Origin of the sequence: Chryseobacterium sp. (assembly GCF_041914225.1) — a bacterium.
In the GTDB taxonomy this organism is placed as follows: Bacteria; Bacteroidota; Bacteroidia; order Flavobacteriales; family Weeksellaceae; genus Chryseobacterium.
On record NZ_JAYSDT010000005.1, the window covers coordinates 22,816 to 40,468 of the forward strand.

At 37.0% G+C, this 17,653-nt stretch carries 12 protein-coding genes; 6 read left to right on the top strand and 6 right to left on the bottom strand.

The window, feature by feature from the left end; all coding sequences use genetic code 11:
* Window positions 1–25: 25 nt before the first annotated feature.
* Window positions 26–655 (bottom strand): class I SAM-dependent methyltransferase, encoded by a 630-nt coding sequence (locus tag ACE3RB_RS03740; RefSeq protein ID WP_374462967.1) that lies wholly within the window; start codon window positions 653–655, stop codon window positions 26–28.
* Between the two features lie 202 nt (window positions 656–857).
* Between ACE3RB_RS03740 and ACE3RB_RS03745 the strand changes: the two genes are divergently transcribed.
* Both ACE3RB_RS03745 and ACE3RB_RS03750 read left to right on the top strand, forming a co-directional pair.
* Window positions 858–2,213 carry a deoxyguanosinetriphosphate triphosphohydrolase gene (locus ACE3RB_RS03745; RefSeq protein WP_374463079.1) on the top strand — a complete coding sequence of 452 codons (1,356 nt, stop codon included), beginning with the start codon at window positions 858–860 and terminating at the stop codon, window positions 2,211–2,213.
* A 222-nt stretch (window positions 2,214–2,435) separates the two neighbouring features.
* Complete coding sequence (locus ACE3RB_RS03750; RefSeq protein ID WP_374462968.1) at window positions 2,436–3,374, top strand: SPFH domain-containing protein; 939 nt, start codon at window positions 2,436–2,438, stop codon at window positions 3,372–3,374.
* Between the two features lie 145 nt (window positions 3,375–3,519).
* Here ACE3RB_RS03750 and ACE3RB_RS03755 read toward each other — a convergent pair whose 3' ends face one another.
* On the bottom strand, window positions 3,520–4,134 hold the full coding sequence (locus tag ACE3RB_RS03755; protein WP_374462969.1) for a DUF4377 domain-containing protein: 615 nt from the start codon (window positions 4,132–4,134) through the stop codon (window positions 3,520–3,522).
* Window positions 4,135–4,282: 148 nt separating this feature from the next.
* Between ACE3RB_RS03755 and ACE3RB_RS03760 the strand changes: the two genes are divergently transcribed.
* The 3 genes from ACE3RB_RS03760 to ACE3RB_RS03770 all read left to right on the top strand — a co-directional run bounded on the left by ACE3RB_RS03760 (window position 4,283) and on the right by ACE3RB_RS03770 (window position 7,356).
* The gene (locus ACE3RB_RS03760) at window positions 4,283–6,304 is read left to right on the top strand and encodes a hypothetical protein (protein WP_374462970.1); all 2,022 of its coding nucleotides are present in this window, start codon (window positions 4,283–4,285) and stop codon (window positions 6,302–6,304) included.
* Window positions 6,305–6,423: 119 nt separating this feature from the next.
* The gene (locus tag ACE3RB_RS03765; protein WP_374462971.1) at window positions 6,424–6,882 is read left to right on the top strand and encodes a lipocalin family protein; all 459 of its coding nucleotides are present in this window, start codon (window positions 6,424–6,426) and stop codon (window positions 6,880–6,882) included.
* A 24-nt stretch (window positions 6,883–6,906) separates the two neighbouring features.
* Window positions 6,907–7,356 carry a hypothetical protein gene (locus ACE3RB_RS03770; RefSeq protein WP_374462972.1) on the top strand — a complete coding sequence of 150 codons (450 nt, stop codon included), beginning with the start codon at window positions 6,907–6,909 and terminating at the stop codon, window positions 7,354–7,356.
* 198 nt (window positions 7,357–7,554) lie between these two features.
* Here the strand turns inward: ACE3RB_RS03770 and ACE3RB_RS03775 are convergent, their stop codons facing one another.
* The 4 genes from ACE3RB_RS03775 to ACE3RB_RS03790 all read right to left on the bottom strand — a co-directional run bounded on the left by ACE3RB_RS03775 (window position 7,555) and on the right by ACE3RB_RS03790 (window position 14,432).
* Complete coding sequence (locus tag ACE3RB_RS03775; protein ID WP_332387505.1) at window positions 7,555–7,890, bottom strand: DUF962 domain-containing protein; 336 nt, start codon at window positions 7,888–7,890, stop codon at window positions 7,555–7,557.
* Between the two features lie 156 nt (window positions 7,891–8,046).
* The gene (locus ACE3RB_RS03780; RefSeq protein WP_374462973.1) at window positions 8,047–9,729 is read right to left on the bottom strand and encodes an APC family permease; all 1,683 of its coding nucleotides are present in this window, start codon (window positions 9,727–9,729) and stop codon (window positions 8,047–8,049) included.
* Between the two features lie 104 nt (window positions 9,730–9,833).
* The gene (locus tag ACE3RB_RS03785) at window positions 9,834–12,098 is read right to left on the bottom strand and encodes a CocE/NonD family hydrolase (protein WP_374462974.1); all 2,265 of its coding nucleotides are present in this window, start codon (window positions 12,096–12,098) and stop codon (window positions 9,834–9,836) included.
* A gap of 96 nt (window positions 12,099–12,194) precedes the next feature.
* Complete coding sequence (locus tag ACE3RB_RS03790) at window positions 12,195–14,432, bottom strand: CocE/NonD family hydrolase (RefSeq protein WP_374462975.1); 2,238 nt, start codon at window positions 14,430–14,432, stop codon at window positions 12,195–12,197.
* Between the two features lie 256 nt (window positions 14,433–14,688).
* On the opposite strand from ACE3RB_RS03790, the gene ACE3RB_RS03795 reads away from it, so the two are divergent.
* Window positions 14,689–17,652 (top strand): tetratricopeptide repeat protein, encoded by a 2,964-nt coding sequence (locus tag ACE3RB_RS03795; protein ID WP_374462976.1) that lies wholly within the window; start codon window positions 14,689–14,691, stop codon window positions 17,650–17,652.
* Window position 17,653 lies beyond the last annotated feature (1 nt).

The following is a 17,653-nucleotide window of genomic DNA, read 5'->3' on the forward strand; positions in this document are numbered from 1 at the left end:
ACAAATCTATGTAAGCATTACAGGATCAGTTATGCTTTTGCCCTACAAAACGGATAACAGAACCTGTTCCGTTATGAAACAAGCCTTCCCTGAGCTCGATTTCTGTTTCTTTTAATTCTATAATATCATAATCTGGAAAATCAGCTTTGATCTCATCAATAGAAAATAAGGATTCAATATCTTTGGGTCCGCCTACCTTCTCATTCCTGGCGATATATTCAAGATGGTTTTTACTGAAAGCCTCGAAAATAATAAATCCGCCTTTACGGAGATATTGATTCAGCATTTGATGGATAGAAGATTTAACAGCAGCCGGAAAATGAGCGTAGATAAGTGCAATGGCATCAAACTGCTCTTTTTGGTAATTCAGATCAGAAAGTTCTCCAACCTGATAATCAATAGCGGTTCCCAGTTGATGCGCAAGCTGCAATGCTTTATTTCTGCCATTGGCACTGATGTCAAAAGCTGAAACCTGCCAACCCTGTGTCGCTGCAAAAACAGCATTTCGACCTTCCCCTTCTGCAGGGAAAAGTATAGTGCCGGGCTTTAATTGACTAAGTTGCTCCCTCAGGTAATTATTCGGTTCGGTTCCATACGCAAACTCTTCGCTGCTGTACCTTTCATCCCATCTGTTGAGCCATGTGTTGTCCTTCATTGTAAAAGAATTTAAAATTTGCATGAAGAAGAATCAAAAGTATTCTTCAGTTATATTAGTTGCACCAAATGTAAAATATTTCTTCAAGCTTCCGGCCTCTAAAAAACGTTTATCATAATAGATTTTTTGAATGAGAGATCTGTTCAATAAAAATCTAAATACTATTCCGTACAATCAAAATTTGAAGTAATTTTGAAAAATGATGAATTTAAACCACATTTTCACCAATCAACGTACAGGAAATAATCCGCAGACTAAAGCTTCAAGAACTGATTTTCAAAGGGATTTCGATAGAATTATCTTCTCTTCTGCCTTCAGGAGACTGCAGAATAAAACCCAGGTTTTTCCTCTTCCCGGCAGTGTTTTTGTACACAACAGACTTACACACTCGCTGGAAGTTTCGTCTGTAGGAAGAAGTTTAGGAAGTATTGTAGGTGAATTTATTGCTGAAGATTTTAAAAATGAACTGGCGGAGGATTCAAAGAATTTTTATCTCCACAATTTAGGAAATGTAATAGCTGCAGCATGTTTATGCCATGATGTGGGAAATCCTGCTTTCGGACATTCCGGGGAAGATGCCATTGCGAGCTATTTTGAAAGAAATGAAAAAGATCTGAAATCTAAGTTCAATGAAAAAGAGTGGGCAGATCTGGTTAATTTTGAAGGTAATGCCAACGCGATCAGAGTGCTGGCACAGCAGCAGCAGGGGAAAGATGCCGGAGGTATTCAGCTTACTTTCTCAACGCTGGCAAGCATAGCAAAATATCCGTGTGAGGCTGTAGCAAAGAAAAAAGGAATCATTCACAGGAAGAAATTCGGGTTTTTCCAGAATGAAAAGGATATATTCCTGGAAATCGCGAAAGGAACCCGGCTTATTGCTGAAAGTGAAGAACCTTATATTTTCAAAAGACATCCTTTCGTATGGCTGGTAGAAGCAGCAGATGATATCTGCTACAATATCATTGATATGGAAGATGCCCATAGACTGGGAATTGTATCAACAGCAGACTGTAAAAACTTATTTTTCGAGCTGGTAAAGTCTGAAACCGATGATGTTCAGAGAATTGAGACAAAACTAAGCTCTATCTCCAATGAAAATGAGCAGATTTCTTATTTAAGAGCAAAAGTGATCAATGCCTTAATCAATAAATCAATTGAGATGTATAAGTATAACTTTGAAACCATTCTTGAAGGAAATCTTGGCAACGGTTTACTGGACATCTATAAAAAAGAAAATAAGGCACTTCAGGATATTGAAAGTTTTTCAGTAGAAAAAATTTATAATCATAAAGCGGTTGTCGAAATTGAAAATGCAGGATATAATGTGATGTATGAATTACTGGATCACTTTATTCCTTCCATTCTGAAGTCTGATGAAAAAAGAAAATCTTATGACGTAAAAGCTTTGAAATTAATTCCAAAGCAATTTATTTACAATGACGGAACCGATTACCAGAAAGTTCTCGGGGTCATTGATTTCGTCTCGGGCATGACTGATAATTATGCTACCGATCTGTATCGAAAAATTAAAGGAATAGACATTGGAATGACCGTGTAAATTCTATTTATTGTAATAATTCAGAAGCCTCTTCGATTAATGATTTCATTAAAGTGGAGGCTTTTTTGTGCTTTAAAATCAGAACGGATTATTTCTTTACATAAATTGACCGGCAGGTATCAGTGAAGGCTTAAATTTATTTTTCCTATATTTAAAACAGCACACATAAAAATTCTTTTAACAAAACAGGATTTATAACGACATATTAAAAAATTAAAAACTATGGGTATATACTTAGCGCCCGTTATTTTCTTCGGGCTTATCATTTTGTTCGCTTCGTTTTTTGTGGTTAAACAGGAAACAGCAGCAATTATTGAACGCTTCGGGAAATTTCAGGCTGTAAAACATTCCGGTCTTCATCTTAAACTGCCGATTATAGATCAGATCGCCAAAAGACTGAACCTGAGAATCCAGCAGCTGGATGTAATGATTGATACCAAAACATTGGATAATGTTTTTATCAAAATGAAAATTTCCGTTCAGTATCAGGTGATCAGAAATCAGGTGGGAGATGCTTATTACCGTTTGGAAAATCCTGAAAACCAGATTACCTCATTCGTATTCGACGTAGTGCGTGCAGAGGTTCCGAAACTGAAACTGGATGATGTTTTTGTAAGAAAAGATGATATTGCAGTAGCTGTAAAGAGCGAGCTTCAGGAAGCTATGAACAGTTATGGTTATGATATTATCAAGGCTTTGGTAACAGATATTGATCCGGATGAGCAGGTAAAACATGCGATGAACAGAATTAACGCTGCAGAAAGAGAAAAAACCGCTGCAGAATATGAATCTGAAGCCCAAAGAATCCGTATCGTAGCCGTTGCCAAAGCAGAGGCAGAATCTAAAAAACTTCAGGGGCAGGGGATTGCCGACCAAAGACGGGAAATTGCAAAAGGGCTTGAAGAATCTGTTAGAATGCTGAATAATGTGGATATCAACTCTCACGAAGCATCAGCACTTATTGTGGTAACACAGCACTATGATACTTTACATTCCGTAGGGGCAAGCAACAGAAGTAATCTTGTACTTCTTCCCAATTCGCCCACTGCAGCCAGCGAAATGCTGAATGATCTTGTGGTAGCAATGACAACAGCCAATACAGTAGGAGAAGCTACAAAAGGGAAGTACCCTGAGCCTGCCCAAAAAGAATCAGGCTTTTAAGATAAAAAGAAGCGGAAATGGAACTGAAAAAATGATTTAATGGAAAATTTTCCGTGATTGTCAGAAATAACTTCAGGCTTCATTCTTCAAGCTTCCCGCAATAAAAAACGCTTCTGAATTTTTCAGAAGCGTTTTTTATTTATTATTATTTCTTCGTTTTGGAAACCTGTTCTGTCAGTGTGTATCTGATTGAAGAAGCATCCGCCGGTGGATTTTCAATTTTTTCAGTTTTCACTTTTAAAACATATTCGTATCCCGGTTCATAGGTGAAACCTTCAATATTACTATAGAAGTTCGTCCAGTTTTCAGATGCTTTCTCTTTTACCTGCAGACATTTCATACGGCCTGCTCCTGCAGAACAATCTACGGTCTGGGGTCCTACAATAATTATTTTTTCGCTGGCAGCCGTTCCTGCTTTTTTCGTTTTTGAAACCTGTTTTACCAATGTATATTTTATGGATGATCCATCAGCTGGCGGATTTTCAATTTTTTCAGTTTTTACTTTTAAAACATATTCATAGCCCGGTTCATAAGTAAATCCTTCGATATTGCTGTAAAAATTAGTCCAGTTTCCGGAAGCGTTTTCTTTTACCTGCAGACATTTCATAGGAGCTACACCTGTACAGTCTGCTGTCTGTGGTCCTACGATGAATGTTTTTTCATCACCTGCGGATGCATTGGCTGTGGTTGTACATTGCGTCATTGCGAATAATGCTAATGCGGGTGCTGCCCCTTTTAGAATTGTTGCTATACTTTTCATAAACATTGATTTTTTCCCCATACCTCGCAATTACCATGCCGAAATCGGCTTTCCTGAATTTGTAGTACTTCTGCTATTGTTTTTTATTTTTTTAATTGTTTAATTTGAATTTCTTAAACACTAACCAAAATATAATTCTTATAATAATATGGATAATCAAGTGCAAGTTGAAAATTACAGGATTCAAAAACCTGAAATGTGGGCAGGAAATGTCGGAGATGAGGAAATTATAAGCCGGATCAAAGATTCAGAATTTGCCAGAAAACAAATTGATGAGGGCAGGGATTACTGCTACTTTTTAGATAAAAAATACTATACAAGCAATAAGGAGAACAGTGAATATGTCTGCATGGCCTATACTCTGAATGAACCCGGGAATCTGGAAAGAGCCTATGTTTCTGATGTTATTGTGGAAGAAAACGAGGTGTACCAGATCCACCGGATCAGCGTTCTGAGAGATGGTGTTCTGATTGATAAGATTCCGGATACGAAAATCAAAGTCCTTGACAGTGAAAACCAAAGCAGTGGAGGTGTTCTGAGCAGTAATAAAAAGATCAATATTACCATTAAGGATCTGAGACTGTATGATATACTTATTTTAGAAGACTCAAGAATTAAAGAATTTACTGATCGTGATTTCCTGAGAAAGGAATTCTCCAAATACGTTTGGGTAAGTCCTGATAATTACTGGGCTTACGGGAGTTTTAAATTTACATTCATTAATGAACGTGAACAGACGATTGCTTACAAAAAAACGTTTTTCAGAGATGAGCCGGGGAATGTTCTTGAACCGCAGGTAAACCATCTGAAAAAAGGAGAACGATTCGTTATCGAAGAACAGAATTATATCAATCCTGTAGATTCAGGACGTGAGATTTTCCCTTATGTGGATTTTGCTACAGAAAGCAATTGGAAAGACCTGTCTAATTATATTGTCCCTTTTTATGAGGAAATATTCAATAAAGCTTCCTTAAAGGATTTTGCCCCGAATCTCGTTGAAAAACTGGATGCCATTACCGATCAGGATGAAAAACTTCAGTTTGCCATAGAATATGTTCAGAATCATATTTATTATATCTTCAATGCTGATGAAATGAACGGACATAAGCCACAGGAACCGTCGGTAACTTATGAAAACAAGCAGGGGGATTGTAAGGCAAAATCGGTTTTATTGAAAGTTATTCTTGATTATATCGGAGTAGAAGCTTCCGTTGTATTGGTGAATTTCAACACGGATTATTATATCAAATATTATCTTCCATCGTTATTAAGCTTTAATCATGTGGTGGTAAAAGTGAACTACAAAGGACAGGAATATTTTATTGATGCCACCATCCGTGATGAATTCGGATTGATAGAAAACCGTGGATTCATATATTTTATGCATTATCTGGAAGTGAAAAAAGATCAGGAGCTGCAGGTAAGAAAGCCTTATAAATTCCCTTATTTCTGTATTGACGAAAAAGTAGACTTCAGCGCACAGGGCAATACCGGAAAGCTTACTTTGTCAACGACTTACAAAGGAAACAGAGCCAATGCTATGAGAAGGTATTTTAAGAGTACGAATAAAAGGGAAATTATTGACAGCTGGAACAGCTTCCTTTTTTATGCGCTTAACTATTCAGGAGACAGGAACGGAACGGATGTAAGAGACGTGTTTAAAGATGCAGCCATTGATGTGGTAAGTGATGACAAGAGATTGAATGAAGTCAGAATTCAATATTCCGCTGTTATTGAGAATCCTTATTTTGTAGATCCGCAGAAGAACCGTTTCCTGATGTATTTTGACAGGAATGTAGTGAAGGCAAGTGCCAGGGATTTCATGCATAAAGATCTACCATTCTGGCATAATTTTGACAGTGAGAAATACGAGATCAACCTACATACAGATCATAAAATTGATACTGAAGAAAAATATACAATTCAGGAAAGTACGATTACCAATCCGTATTTTGATTATAAAAGCCGTAAAAAAGTACATAAGAACGGGGCCAGTGTATACATAGAATATAGTCCTCTGATCAATATTGAAATTCCTCAGAATGAGTTTGAACAGTTCAGAACAGATCATCATACCATTGCCGACAGTAATTACGGGCTGGGAATTGATATTATCGAACCGGGACTCATGAACAGGCTTAAATTCAGCTTTAAGAAAAAATTCAAATAGAATTTTGTACATTCAAAGTTCAAGGTTCAAGGTTTAGAATTTCCGCGGGCGGCGACGCCGCCCGCGGAAATCTTTTATATTATTTTTATTCAAATCATTAAAAAAACACAGATTTATTTATGTTTAAGATATTTTATCTTGCTTCTTTTCTTGCAGTCTCATCTCTGATCAATGCACAAAAAATAACCAAAGAAAATGTTACAGGATTCTGGAAGCTGAAGGAAGCCGGATTTTATGAAGGGAAAGAGAAAGTGATAAAAGAATTCGATAACTGCCGTCTGATGAGAAACTATGCCATCAGGGAAGATGGTTTTGCTGTTTATAATTATATAGAAGGAAGTGTAGGGAACTGCAGCCCGTCTGAACCCAGACTATCTTTCTGGAGAATCGTAGACAACAGGATCCAGTTTTATGTAGATGACCAGAATATCCTTGAAGAAGTAGTGGTAACAATGAATAAAGATAAAACAATGACTTTTTCAAGTTATATTCCTGAACAAAAAAAAGCAGATGGCGACGCTCTTGCTGAAAAAATAGTGAATACCGTTCACTACGACATACTTGAAAAACAATATTGATAATAAAAAAATAAACCCTGATTTATGAATTATGTAACAGTGATTTATCTCCTGAATCTGGTATTGTATGCCATGTATTTCTTTGGAAGAATCGGAAGCGAGGTGCCCATATCCGGCCTCGATTTTACCGTTTCCGGAATATTATCCCTTTTGCTCATCTTTGCAGGATATCTGAACGCAAAAAAAGGAATGATCTACAGAACTGTTTTATGGGTGTTTTTTGTGAATGTTTTCTTATTCACTTGTTCCGGGGTGTTTGATCAGTTTGGAAGTAATTTTAATATCCTTTCTACTGGTAACAGCGACACTTTCCTTTTTTCACTGGCTCTTCTTGTTTATAATGGATATCTTTTTCCTTTGACTGTTGTTCTTGATGGTTCCGGTCTGGCATTAATAATTCCTGTTGTATTGTCATTTATTCTGCCTTCATTGGGATATATGATAGGGAAGAAGCTTTATCAAAATGCCCGGTAAATTATAGTCATTGCGAACCGAAGGTGAAGCAATCTCAACATTATTCATAAGCAAAAAGTTGGAAAACGCAAAGTCGCTAAGATTTTTACAGTAAGACGCAAGGATTTTATCTTCGATAAAATTTTCAACGGTACTTTTGTCATTCCGAGCAAAGCAAGAAATCTCAATTATTCAAATAAGGGTTTTAATTTTAAACCTTTATGGATTCTGGGGTTTATTATTAGGCATTATGAATTTCTGCTTCCCAATCAAAAGTTCAAAAAACAGCCTGAAGTCTGAGATTAAAGACCATAAAGGATATTTAAAAGTAGCCGGCTTGTTTCTTTCAATCACGGCATGGCTGAACCAGGCAAATCCGTAGCCTACAATAGGAATGTACCATAAAAATCTTTCTTTTCCTGAACTGATAACATATCCTATAACGAAAAATACAAGAAAGGTCCCAATAAAATGAAAAATGCGGGTTCCTGTTTTACTGTGTTCAGTAAGGTAAAACTGATAAAATTCTCTGTATGTTTTGATTCTTTCAGCCATGGTGGTTAGTTTACGGGTTCTTATAAAGCTAAAGCAATAATTCTGCCGATTTTTATCTGAAGTTAAAAAATAAAAAAGGCAAAATCGCAAATTAGTTTCTCCATTGGGTTTAACCTTTCTGCCATTTTGCCTTTTCGCAATTTTGCCAATTATGATTTAGCTATTTTTTAATTCTTTTCCCAGCTTACTGTTTTTGTATCCGTAGCAGAAATAAATAACCATTCCGATCAGGAACCACATCCCGAACCAGAACCAGTTCTCGTGACTCATTCCTGTAAGAAGATACAGACATGAGCTTAATCCGACCAATGGAATCAATGATAAATTCTTTATAAATGCTACAACACATAAAATCAGGTTGATGATAATAAAGAAGAAAATAGAAGCTCTGAATTCTCCTTCATTGGGGTCTGACCAGTTCATCAGGCTGTCAAAAAATTCCGGCTGCCATTGATAGAAAGCAATTAATCCACCAATAAAAACAACGGGGAAAATGATTTTACCATTTACATAAGGAAGATGAAATCTGCCTTTTATTTTTTCTTTGGCGGGAAGAAGAAGTACTCCGGCACATACCAGTACGAAGGCAAAAATAGTTCCGATACTCGTAAAGTCAAGGATGAAAGTTTTGTCTGTAAACAGGATAGGAATCCCCACTACAATCCCGGTAACGATAGTTGCATATGATGGTGTTTTATATTTAGGGTGTATCTTTTGAAATCTTGCAGGCATCAGTCCGTCACGGCTCATAGCATACCAGATTCTCGGCTGTCCCATCTGGAATACTAATAATACTGTAGTAATGGCTACGATGGCTACGAAAGAAACCACCAGTTCCATCCATGCTACATTGGCGTTTGTTTTTTCGAATATAAATGAAAGCGGATCTCCCACACCATCAAATTTCTTGTAATCCACCATTCCCGTTAATACCAGTGTTAAAGCAATATAAATTACCGTACATAGTACAAGGGAAATGATCATTCCTTTGGGTAAGGTTTTCTGCGGATCTTTGGTCTCTTCGGAAAGTACACTTAAAGCATCAAATCCTATGTAAGCGAAGAATACACCGGATACGGCACTCATTACTCCTGCAAAGCCATTCGGCATGAAGGAAGGTGTTCCTGTTGCCGGACTTACAGGAGTCCAGTTTTCAGTGTTGATGTAAGCAAAACCAACCAGAATAACCAGTAGAATAACCCCCAGTTTTAAAATCACCAGAGAGTTGTTGAAATTTTTACTTTCTTTAACTCCTACATAACAAAGCCATGTAATCAATCCATTGATAACCAATGCAGGAATATCAACAATGAACTTCAAACTTCCGATTAACGGTGCTGTTTTCCATGCATTTAATAATTCTTTATTTTCTGAACCATACTGAAAAGCCTTTCTGGCTTCGGTATAGCTGCAGGTCAGGTAATCAGGAATATGCATTCCGAGACGGCCTAAAAAACTGGTGAAATAATCTGACCAGGAAAAGGCTACATAAATATTTCCGAAAGAATATTCCATAATCAAAGCCCAGCCGATGATCCAGGCAATTAATTCCCCAAAACTGGCATAGGCATACGTGTAGGCAGACCCGGCCGTAGGAATTCTGCTGGCAAATTCAGCATAGCATAACGCAGTAAAGCCACAGGCAAAACCACAAATCAAATATAGAAGGATAACACCGGGACCCCCTCTGAAAACGGCTTCTCCCAAACTGCTGAAACTCCCAGCTCCAATAATGGCCGCAATACCAAAAAATACAATGTCCCACACACCTAAGACCCTTAAAAGCCCCGTTGAAGTATCTGTATCTGAATAGATTTTTCTTCTAAAAAGTTGACTCATTCAATAACTATATTTGATTTGAAAAAAAGCAAATGTAATGATTTTTTATTTTGATGTTAACAGTCGTTAACAACATTTAAGCAAAAATGCTCAAACAAAAGAATTTACTCTTTATAAATGGGAATTTCCACATAACTGTCGTTGTACCATTTTATTTCCAAAGGCTCACCTGCATCTTTTATAGTTTCATCACTAACATTTTTTCCTGTGCCATAATTGACCTGCCAGTTCTTATTTTTATTAACCCCTACCAATAAGACCAGTTTGCTTCCTTTTTCTATTTTTTTGCTGATAAAAAATGAGTTTTTGATTGGGATCTTCTCCTTTTTGCCAGGTTTAAGCAGATGACGTTTGGAATTGTTTTTTGCATAGCTGGCTCGGGTAAGATGTGTAGACAGTAAAAATACCTTACCATCCGGCTGTACCTGATATAATAAGGTTTTGGGATCAAAATCCTTCTTGTTGATGGAAACGTTGAATATCCCGGATAAATTTCCGCTTACAATAATATCTTTGTCCAGAATTTCACTTTCAAAATAAACAGAATTGGTTACATATACACTGTCCTGTTTGCTTACTGTATGATAAAGATATTTCGGATTTCTGTCTTTAAAGTCAATGGTCTGTTTGGTAAATTGTTCAATTCCGGGTTTCTCAAAAACTGAAGAACCGTTTTTACGATCCTGAAGATAAAATTTAAGAGAAGACGAGTGCATTTTATCAAGTGTAGGAACATGTTTCCATGTATTACTGTTCATGATCTGAAAATTGACTTTATCTTTCAGAAGTTCCGGTTTTTTGCCATCCTTCAGAATATAATCGAACCATGAAAAAGCAAGCTGATCAATACTTATTCTGGCTACGGGATCTATGAGTAGATTCCCATAACCGAAAACATAAACATAATTGTTTCCATAACTTTGAGCTGCTGCATGATCATAAGGTCCTATCACTAAATAGTGGTTAGGGTTTTTGTTGTATTTGTGATGTTCTTTATAATAATACAGTGCTCCGATCTGATCAGCATCATAATAACCTGTAGTCGTTAAAACAGGAATGTTTATTTTGGCAAAATCTTTTTTGTAAGGAACCATGTTCTGCCAGTATTTATCATAACCGGGATGATCCAGCCATCTTTGGAATATTTTATTGGGTTTCCCGCTTAAAGAATCCAGGGCTCTGAATGATCTGCCGCTTTTGTACCATGCTGTATTGATAGAGTCCCATTTTGTATCATTATTAAAGCTTGCTTCATCAGTCAGCTTATTATTGGTGACGTAGTGGATCCACTGGAGCATATAGCCCTTGAAGACATTATTTTGAGAAGGATAATCTATTCCGATCCCTACCGAAACCTGAGGTACAATAGTTTTCAAAGCCGGGTGCAGTTTTTTGGCAGCTGCCCATTGGCTGAATCCTAAATAACTTCCGCCTATCATTCCTACTTTACCATTGCTCCATGGTTGTTTGCTTACCCAGTCTATGACCTCATAAAGATCCTGAGCTTCATCTTCAAACGGATTATTGGGGTCATTGCTGTCTCTTTTTCCACGGGTATTAACCACGGCTCCTACGTAATTGTAAACTGCTGCTCTTTTCCCTATTCCTGCATCTACATATTCTCCGGCATAAATATTATTGGTAAGTATAACGGGAAGAGGAGAGGTGTTTTCTTTTTTCCGTACAATCGTAATGGTGAGTTTTGTACCATTTTTTAAAGTAAGGATTTTGGATTCGATGATGAATTTTTCCTGCTCCTTTACTTTAAGCAGCTGCATAATCTGGGGCTTGATGCTTGAGTAGGTCTTATAATTGACATAGTTTTTACATAAAGTCAGAGCGGAAGCATAGTCTATACTATCCTTATCTTTTTGCTTGTCAAGTGATGCTTTCAGCTTTTTTTTATGATCCTTTACATCTGAATCAATATCCAGAGTAGGCCCTACTTTAGCAGTCAGCGTCTCAGGTAAACTCTCATATTTTGTAGTAAAGGCCGCTTGAAGAGCATCAGGAAACGAAATTTTTTTATCCTTTTCCATCAGCCTGGCCATGCTATAGATTTCAAAAGCAAGATATTTGTTCCCTGCCATGTTATGATCTGCATACTCCTTACGGTAATCGGTTAAACTTGCAATAGAATTTTTGTAATCCTCCGCAGCAAGCTGTAAACGAAACAGGTTATCTAAAAACGTGAGTGTATACTTTGGTTTGTTTTTAGGAGATTGATATTCAGTAATCACCTTTAAAGCGAGTTCCGGGATTTGTTTTTCCAAAATGACAGAATCTGTTGCCGCTGTCCTCGGAAAGTAAAATTTCTGGGCCTGCATTAGATTGACAAAAAATAATGCTAAAAGTATCTTAAATTTCATTAATGGTATGTTTTGAGCCACTGAAAAAGTATCACATCAAAATGCCCTGATCATTGAGTGCTCATTGGTTATTTTTTGCCGGCTAAATTAAGGATTTTAATCTTTATAGACAGGGATTTCCACATAGCTGTCATTGTACCATTTTATCTCCAGCGGCTCTCCGGAATCTTTTATCGTTTCATCACTTACATCATTGCCTGAACCGTAATTAATCTGCCAGTTAGGGTTCTTGTTAACGCCGACCAATAAAAGTAATTTGCTTCCCTTTTCTATCTTTTTACTCATAACGTAGGAGTTATTGATTGGGATCTGCTCCGCTTTATTTGGTTTAAGAAGCTGTCGTTTTTCATTATCCTTAGCGTAGCTGGCTCTTACGATATGGGTTGATAGTAAATAGGATTTTCCATCCGGAGAAATCTGGTACAGATAAGTATCAGTGTCAAAATCTTTTTTATTGACCGAAACATTGAAAACTCCTGAGAAGTTTCCGCTCATGATGATATCTCTGTCAAGTACTTCACTTTCAAAAGCAACAGAATTCGTCGTTTTTATACTGTCTTTTTTGCTGACTTTATAATAGGTGTCTTTCTGATCCCTGTTTTTTAAATCAACGGTTTGCCTGGTGAAGCTCTGGCTTTCCGGTTTGCTGAATACTGAAGAAGTATTTTTTTTGTCCTGAAGGTAAAATTTCAAGGAAGAATTGTGCATTTTGTTAAGATCAGCAACATGTTTCCATGTATTCGTATTCATGACCTGAAAATTGATCCTGTCTTTTAAGATTTCCGGTTTTTTACCTCCTTTAAGAATATAATCAAACCAGGAAAAAGCAAGATCATCAATACTGATTCTGGCTACCGGATCAATAGGATTTCCATTCACATACGTAAACCCGAAATTTTGTGCCCCTCCATGATTATAAGGACCAATTACCAGATAATGATCAGCATTTTTATTGTACAGATGATGTTGCTTAAAATAATACAGCGCGCCAATCTGATCGTCATCATAATATCCTGTAGTGGTCAGGATCGGAATATTGATTTTAGAAAAATCTTCTTTGTAAGGAACCATTTTCTGCCAGTACTCATCATATCCCGGATGATCCAGCCATCGCTGGAATATTTTGCTGGGTTTCCCGCTTATTTTATCTAACGATCTGAATGATTTCCCGCTTTTGTACCATTTACTAAAAATAGAATCCCATTTTACAGCATTGGTAAAATCTGCCTCATCGGTAAATTTATTGTTGGTTACATACTGAATCCACTGCAGCATATAGCTCATGAAGACATTATTCTGAGCAGGATAATCTATTCCGATGCCTACTGCTACCTGAGGAACTATCGTTTTCAATGCAGGATGAAGCTTTTTTACCGCAGCCCACTGACTAAAGCCTAAATAACTTCCTCCTACCATTCCCACTGTTCCATTGGACCACGGCTGTTTGCTTACCCAGTCTATCACTTCATAAATATCTTCCGATTCATGCTCAAAAGGATTGTTGGCATCATTGCTGTTTCTCTTACCCCTGGTATTGACTACAGCTCCCACATAATTATAGGTAGCAGCTCTCTTTCCAAGGAAATTATCAATGGGACCTGCATAGATATTATTGGTTAAAATAACAGGAAGCGGGGAAGTGTTTTCCTTTTTGCGGACAATAGTGATCGTTAACGTATTCCCGTTGATCTTAAGGTCTTTCGTTTCGGTAATGAATTTTTCCTTGTCTTTTGAAGCCAGCAGCTGCATGACCTGAGGTTTGATGCTGGAGTAGGTTTTATAGCTCAGATAACTTTTACATAAAGCCAGCGCTGTTCTGTAATCGATACTGTCCTTGCCTTTTTGCTTATCCAGCAGGTTCTTTAACAATTTTCTGGATTCTTTCACATCTCCGTTAAGAGCGAGCTCCAGTCTTGGAATCAAATTTTCCGGAAGACTTTCATATTTTTGGTTGAATACTTTTTGGAGCGCACTGGAAAAAGAAATATTGTTTTCTTTTTGTTCCGTCTTTGCAAGGGTGTACAGCTCAAATCCAATATATCTGTATCCACCCATATTGTTATCGGCAAACAGATTACGGTTTTCAGAAAGAGAAGCCAACGAGTTTTTGTAATCCTGGGCAACCATCTGCAATCGGAAAAGATTATCCATAAGGTCAACGGTATTTTCCGGTTTATACTTTGCAGACTGAAGGTGAGGAATCACTTGCTGTGCAAGTCCCGGCATCTGTTTTTCCAATATAACAGAGTCAGTTACAGCTGTTTTTGGAAAGTAAAATTTTTGTGCCTGTATAAGGTTGACAAAAATTAATGCTAAAAGTATCTTAAATTTCATGTATTGGTGTGTTTATGGTATGTTTTTAGCTGCTGTTGAAAAAGTATCAAATTAAAATAAGTTTTTGATAACTGTTTATTAAAATTGTTTACATTTTATCAGACGAAAGTAGTAAATTTTATCATTAGGCAGTGAGAAATTTTCATTGTTATAAAATTGTTATTTACAACCATTAAATCTGTTAAAACTTGCTTAAACAATAAGTTTTTAATATTTTCGTTAACTTATTTAGACTAATTTTCTTATATCAAGAAGAATGAAATCAAAAAAAATACTTTTAGCGGCTGCGGTCATTTATTTCGGAATCTCCGATGCTCAACAGTCCCAATATTTTACCCAGAAAGAAAATTACAGGTTCAATCTAGCCGAAAATCTTTATCAGACCAAAATATACAACGCCTCCCAATACGAATATGCAAGACAATATTTCTACAATCAGAATTTGTCCCGTTCTAAGAAGGAAGGCGCACAGTTTTTTGATAATGTGATTGGCGTTATTCTTCAGAAAAATCATGCTGAAGAGGGATTAACCGCTTTCATGAAAGAATATCCTAATTCTGCTTATTTTGCACAGGCGAATCTTCCGCTTGCGGATTATTATTTGGCAAAAAAAGATTTTGACAAAGCGCTGGAAACACTTAAAAAAGTAAATCAGTATCAGCTTTCGAAAGAGGAAAATACACAGTATATTCTTAAGCTTGGGTATGCAAAATTTATGACAGGTGATTCTAAAGGAGCTATTGATGCTCTGGAAGAAGCTTATAAAACAGCAGATCAGTCTCAGAAGGGAGATATTGCTTATATGCTTGGGCACTTATATTACAGCAACAGGCAAAATGATAAAGCTTTCCAGTATTTTGATTCCGTTAAAGATCAGGATAAATTCTCAAAGCTTGTACGTCCTTATTATGTGCAGATGTATTATAATGATAAGAACTACGATCAGGCCATTACAGAGGGAAATGCCCTGTTGAACGAAAATATTTCAGATTCTTATAAAGCGGAGGTTCACAAGATCATCGGGGAGAGTTATTTCATGAAGAATGATTATAATTCTGCTTATCCCCATTTAAAAGACTACCTGAGCGTACAGCAGAATCCATCTGAAAACGATTTGTATGAGATGGGTTTTGTGGCAGCACAGCTGAAAAAGTATGATGAAGCGGTTTCTTATTACAACCAGCTTCTGAACAGCAATTCTGCATTGGCGCAGAATGCTTACTATCAGTTAGGAAATGCCTATCTGGCAGTAGATAAAAAGCAGGAGGCACTTTCTGCATTCCGTTCTTCTTACCAGATGGATTATGATGCAAAAGTGAAAAAACTGGCTCATGAGCAGTACGCCAAATTAAGTTACGATATCGGTAACCCGTTTGAAAGTCCTTCTGCGGTTATCCAAAGCTATATCAACGAGAATCAGGATGGAGCCAATGCTTCTGAAATGAGATCATTATTGGTGAAATCATACCTGTATTCCGGAAACTATAAAGAAACCCTGAACGCGATCGACAGATTACAGAGTTCAACTCCTGAGATCAACAAAGTAGATCAGGAAGTTTCTTATCTGTTGGGAACTGAAGAATTCAACAAAGGAAATTATGATGACGCTGAGAAGTATTTCTTAAGAAGTCTTGGTTTCAATATCAATAAAGAATTTAACAGCAGAGCTTTATACTGGCTGGCACAGGTGTATTACCAGAAAGGAAATTATCCGTCTGCCATTGTTCGTTACGAAAAGCTTCTTAACGAAAATTTCCCTGAGAAGCAGCAGCTTCCTTATGATTTGGGATATGCCTATTTCAAATCCAAAAAATTTGATCAGGCTGCAACTTACTTCAAGCAGTATCTTGCCAATCCTAAACCGGAATTTAAAAATGATGCAGAACTTCGTCTTGCAGATATTCATTATGCCAATAATGACCTGAACGAAGCGATTGCCATTTATGATAAAAATGAAGATGCCACGGATTATACTTTGTACCAGAAAGCAATGGCTTTAGGATTTAAAGGTGATACGCAGGCAAAAATTAACAACCTTAAAAACCTTTTATCAAAATATCCGGATTCCGAATATTACGATGATGCTCAGTACGAAATAGGAACGGCATACGCTGCTCAGGATGATTTTGCGAACTCCAATGATTATTTCGGAAAAGTAATTAAGGGCTCTTCCGACAAAGATCTGATCGCCAATGCATCTATCTACAGAGCACAGAATTATATTGACCAAAACCAGAATGACAAAGCACTTTCTGAGTTGAAGTCTTTGGGTGAGCAGTATAAAAATACAGCTTATGCCCAAAAAGTTGTTCAGGCTGCTAAACCTATCTTTACGAAAAACGGAGATGTTTCCGGATATGAAACCTTCGCAAGAAATATTGGGGTAAATGTAGATGCTGCTGAAATTGATGAGATCAACTTGTCAACAGGTAAACAGCTGTTCGCGAAGAAAGATTATAAGAACGCCATTTCGTACTACGAAAAGTATCTGACACAGAATCCAACAGGGGAAGGATTGTACCAGGCGAAGTATGAATTGGGAGAAAGTTATTACCAGACCAATAATTCAACTAAAGCTTTACTTGTTCTTCAGGAAGTGGCTGGAATTCAGAATGATTACCAGGATGATGCACAAACTCGTTTAGCTCAGATCTTCCTTGCACAAGGGAATACAGCGGAAGCTAAAAAGTACCTTGAAGGCATTAAAAATTCTTCCAATGTCAGCATTAAAAATTATGCAAACGTAGAATTGATGAAACTGTATGCAGAAGAAAATAATTTCTCAGAAGCTGAAAAATTAGCCAATGCAGTAATCGCCAATTCTAAAAACTCAGCAGCCGTTATTGAAACTGCGAAAGTGATCAAAGCAAGAAGTCTGATGAATTCAGGAAAAGATAAAGATGCACAGACGGCTTATTCTTCTCTTGAAAAATCATCAAATACTTCGGTAGCTGCAGAAGCTTTATATGCCAAAGCCTATTATCAGAACAAAGGGAAAGCGTTTAAGTCTTCTAATGAAACAATCTTTAAGCTTGCCAACAACTATGCTTCAGAGGAATTCTGGGGAGCGAAAGCATTAGTACTGATGGCGAAAAACTATATCGGCCTGAAGGATAACTACCAGGCAAGTTATACGTGTGATCAGATCATTGCTAACTATAAGGATTTCCCTGAAATTGTTGCAGAAGCAAAAGAAGTTAAAAAACAGATTAAGAAATAGG